Genomic DNA, 4226 nt, shown 5'->3' with positions numbered 1-4226 from the left:
TCACCTACCGACTCTGCCGAAAGCGTTCCCACAACCAATGGCCTGAGGTAGTGCAGGAGCGTATGCGACCCGACGGCCCCACGACCCAGTTAGCGGAAATCGAGGAAGGCTACGCCGAGGCCGAGAAAGAACGTTGGGCTCACCTGCCCAGGAACTGAAAATCGCCCGCAGACGGTGGAAATAGATCTCTGAACTCAATTTGAAACGATAACTCGGTGACTATACCGGCGATGCCCTGGGGGCGTCCGTCGTGCTTTCAGAGCCAGTGTTACTTCTGTTGCTCGCTGCAAGCTGAGGCTGGCATGGTCACGCGTAAAGAATCCCTTACTGGGGCTCATAAGCCCCATATTAGGGAAGATCAGATTGCGCTATACAAACTCGCCACTGGTTGAACGGATGCCCATGAACATCGATGATGTTAAGCACCTATGTCGCTCACTCCCCGGCACCCATGAGAAACAGAATGGGCCGCCGTCCAATATTCTGGTCTACAAGGTCGGGTCACGGAAGTTCGCCTACTTCAAGACCAGCGAACCGGAACAGTGGCGGTTTAGCGTCCGGGCGACCCCCGAGCGGTTTCTGGAACTCACGGACCAGGACGGCATGAAGCCGGCGCGGTACATGCACAGGTTTCACTGGGTGACGATTGTGGACGTGGAGTCGGTGCCCGAGGGTTACCTGAAAGAACTGATCCAGTGGTCCTACGACAAGGCCCTGTCTGGACTGCCCAAAGCCGAGCAACGCAAGCTTGCCGTTGCGCAGGCCTGAATTTCAAACACCCAGCAACTGCTTCAGCCACCCGGTATCCAGGCAGTCTTCCACCGCGTCCGCCAGCCGGTCCAGCTGCTGCTCCCGGTGGGCGGCGTAATCCACTGCCTGGCCGGTGTCGGTCAGGCCCCAATGGGCCAGCAGCCGTGAGCAGGCGGCGGGATCGTCAAACACCCCGTGCAGGTAAGTGCCCATCACCCGACCATCCGCACTGATGGCGCCATCCACCTTGTCTGGCAACTGCACCAGGGGGTGTTCCAGGCCAGGACCGGTAGTCACCCCATTATGGATCTCGTAGCCGGACACGGTCGCCGGTGACTGCTCCGGCGTGGTCTGCAGGGTGCCTGCCACCCGGGTCAGTTGCTTGCCCGCCACCATGCGGGTGTCGATGTCCAGCCAGCCCAACCCGGCCGTGACACCTGGCGTCCCCTCCAGGCCATCCGGATCGTTGATCGTGCGACCCAGCATCTGGAAACCGCCACAGATGCCGAAGACGTGGCCGCCATAGCGCAGGTGGCGTTCCAGCACCTTCAGCCAGCCGTTGGCCCGCAGCCAGTCCAGGTCACTGCGGGTGTGCTTGCTGCCCGGCAGGATGATCACATCCGCCGGGGGCGGGGTCTGGTCGGGCCCAACAAAGATCAGTTCCACCCCGGGGTGGAGCCTCAGCGGGTCGAAATCGTTGTGGTTGCTGATTCGCGGCAACACCGGCACCACCACCTTCAGGGCGCCTTCGTCATGCTCACTGCTGGTGCCAACGCTGTCTTCCGCGTCCAGCACCAGGCCATGGAGGTAGGGCAAAACGCCCGCCACCGGTTTGCCGGTGCGTTCGGTCAACCAGTCCAGGCCGGGTTCCAGCAGGCTGAGATCGCCCCGGAAGCAGTTGATCACAAATCCTTTGGTACGCCTGCGCTCGGATTCGGAAATCAGCGCCAGGGTGCCCACCAACTGGGCAAACACCCCGCCCCGGTCGATGTCCCCCACCAGCAACACCGGACAGTTCACCATCTCGGCAAAGCCCATGTTGGCGATGTCGTTGGCCCGCAGGTTGACCTCCGCCGGACTGCCCGCACCTTCGGCTATGATGACGTCGTAACGTTGACTCAACGCCTGCCAGGCGGCCAGCACCGATTCCCGGGCCTGGGCCTTGTAGGCGTGATAATCCACCGCATGCATGTTGCCATAGACCTGTCCCCGCAGGATCACCTGGGCACCGCAGTCGGTCTGGGGCTTGAGCAGCACCGGGTTCATGTCACTGTGGGCTTCCAGGCCACAGGCCAGGGCCTGCAACGCAGTGGAGCGACCGATCTCGCCACCATCCACGGTCACCGCGCTGTTGAGGGCCATGTTCTGGGGCTTGAACGGCGCCACCGACACCCCCTGACGGTGCAGCCAGCGGCACAGCGCGGCCACCACCGTGCTCTTGCCGGCGTCAGAGGTGGTGCCCTGGATCATCAAGGTGGTCACAATTCATTTCCTCAATATTTAGGACCTTCGAGAAGGTCCCTACTGCGGTAAAGTGCAAGCCGCCCGGAGTGCCACTTTCTATAATTCGACGCCTTTTTGGGCCTTGATGCCCTGGTCTTTGAAGGCGTGTTTGACCACTTTCATCTCGGTAACGGTATCCGCCAGCTCGATCAGTTCCTTCGGCGCATAGCGACCGGTCACGGTGACGTGTTGCATCTCGGGGCGTTCATGCAGGTCGTCCAGTACCCGATCCAGATCCAGGTACTCATAGCGCAGGGCGATGTTCAGCTCGTCCAGCAGCACCATGTCATAGCTGGGGTCTTTCAGCATCCTGCTGGCAATCTCCCAGGCGGCTTCGGCAGCTTCCACGTCCTTCTCCCGGTCCTGGGTATCCCAGGTGTAGCCCTCGCCCATCACGTGGTAATCCACGTTGGGCAGATTCCGGAAGAACGCATCCTCACCGGTGCTGAACTTGCCCTTGATGAACTGCACCACCCCCACCTTCATGCCATGGCCCAGGGCCCGGGCCACCATGCCGAAACCGGAGCTGCTCTTGCCCTTGCCCGGGCCGGTCAGCACCAGCAGCACCCCCTTCTCGTTCTGGGCGCGGGCGATGCGGTCCTGCATGACTTTCTGTTTGGCCGCCATCCGGCGGGCGTGGCGTTCAGGATCTTTGGCGTTTTCGCGCATGATGCTGTCCTTAATGGGTTGGTTGTCAGAATGCCAGCGGCTGGCCGCGGAAGAGCCGGGCGACCAGTTCGGGGGCCGATGGAAAGTAACCATGGAAATAGCTGGCGGTGAGTCTGCCCACCTGAAACACCGGTTCGGCCTCGGTGCCCGCCAGTTTGCGGGTGCGGGCCCTTGGCTCAAGGGGTGTGTCCAGGGAGGAGCGGTGGTAGGTGTGTCCCCGCAGATTGCCCTCGCGGGTGTGCAGACTTTGCAGTCCCAGGGCCTGCAGACGGCCTTCCATGGTGGCGGTGCCAGGCATCAACCCCAGCATGGCATGAGCGTTGCCGTCCAGATCCACAAGGCTGGAAACACAAGCCATCAGGCCGCCGCATTCCGCCAGGATTGGCCTGCCGGCGCGATGGTGCGCTCGGATCGCCTCCCGCATGGGGGTGTTGGCAGCCAGGGTGGCGGCGTGCAGCTCCGGGTACCCGCCGGGCAGCCAGAGGGCGTCCGCCTGCGGCAGACCGTCATCCGCCAGCGGTGAAAAATAGCTCAGCTGGGCCCCCATCGCCTCCAGCAAATCGATGTTCCCCCGGTAGATAAAGGCGAAGGCGGCATCCCGGGCGACGGCGATGCGCACACCGTCCAGCAACCGGTCGGGCTGGGCGGGGGCCGGGGCCTGCAGGGCAACCGTGGCCGGCAGGCGGTCCAGGCCGGCTTCCGCCAGTACCGTGGCGGCGGCATCCAGTTGGCGGTCCAGGTGCGTCAGTTCCGACGCCTGCACCAGCCCCAGGTGACGATCGGGAATGGCCATGGCCTCGTCCCGGGGAATCGCCCCCAACAGTTCCAGCCCCTCCGGCAGGCTCTCCGCCAGCATGACGCCGTGACGGGGACTGCCAATCCGGTTGGCAATCACCTCGTGGATTTGCAGATCGGCGCGAAATCGGGCCAGCCCCAGCGCCACGGCACCGAAGGTCTGGGCCATGCCGCTGGCATCGATGACGGGCAGCACCGGCAGGCCACCCAACACCGCCAGGTCGGCGCTGGAAGGATCGCCATCAAACAGGCCCATGGCCCCTTCCACCAGCACCAGGTCCGCCTCCCCGGCGGCCTTGGCCAGCCGCCAGCGGCACTCGGCCTCGCCCGTCATCCAGGGATGCAGCTGGTACACCGGCCGGCCGGACGCGACCTCCAGCACCATCGGGTCCAGGTAGTCCGGGCCGTGCTTGAACACCTGGACCTTGCGGCCGGCGTTGCGATGCAGCCGGGCCAGGGCCGCGGTGACGATGGATTTGCCCTGGCCGGAACCCGGGGCGGTGATCAGC

The 4226-nt window shown here is 63.8% G+C and carries 4 protein-coding genes; 1 reads left to right on the top strand and 3 read right to left on the bottom strand.

What is annotated here, in order from left to right:
- The first annotated feature begins 402 nt into the window (after positions 1–402).
- Entirely contained in the window at positions 403–768 is a 366-nt protein-coding gene (locus R3175_RS17860; RefSeq protein WP_318945699.1) for an MmcQ/YjbR family DNA-binding protein, read from the top strand.
- 3 nt (positions 769–771) lie between these two features.
- On the opposite strand, the gene R3175_RS17855 is transcribed toward R3175_RS17860, so the two are convergent.
- The 3 genes from R3175_RS17855 to R3175_RS17845 all read right to left on the bottom strand — a co-directional run bounded on the left by R3175_RS17855 (position 772) and on the right by R3175_RS17845 (position 4225).
- Positions 772–2232, bottom strand: coding sequence for a cobyric acid synthase (locus R3175_RS17855; RefSeq protein WP_318945698.1), 1461 nt, complete (start codon positions 2230–2232; stop codon positions 772–774).
- 78 nt (positions 2233–2310) lie between these two features.
- Positions 2311–2922, bottom strand: a complete 612-nt coding sequence (gene cobO / locus R3175_RS17850) for a cob(I)yrinic acid a,c-diamide adenosyltransferase (RefSeq protein WP_318945697.1) — start codon at positions 2920–2922, stop codon at positions 2311–2313.
- Positions 2923–2947: 25 nt separating this feature from the next.
- Entirely contained in the window at positions 2948–4225 is a 1278-nt protein-coding gene (locus tag R3175_RS17845) for a cobyrinate a,c-diamide synthase (RefSeq protein ID WP_318945696.1), read from the bottom strand.
- Position 4226 lies beyond the last annotated feature (1 nt).

The organism is Marinobacter sp. (assembly GCF_033722735.1).
Classification (GTDB): Bacteria; Pseudomonadota; Gammaproteobacteria; order Pseudomonadales; family Oleiphilaceae; genus Marinobacter.
The sequence above is the reverse complement of the archived record's forward strand: the minus strand, read 5'-3'. Positions and strand labels throughout refer to the sequence as shown.

What these genes read in the sequence shown, in the direction of transcription:
- cobO (WP_318945697.1), bottom strand. Translation starts at nt 2,922, where the DNA reads ATGCGCGAAAACGCCAAAGATCCTGAACGCCACGCCCGCCGGATGGCG.
- R3175_RS17860 (WP_318945699.1), top strand. Translation starts at nt 403, where the DNA reads ATGAACATCGATGATGTTAAGCACCTATGTCGCTCACTCCCCGGCACC.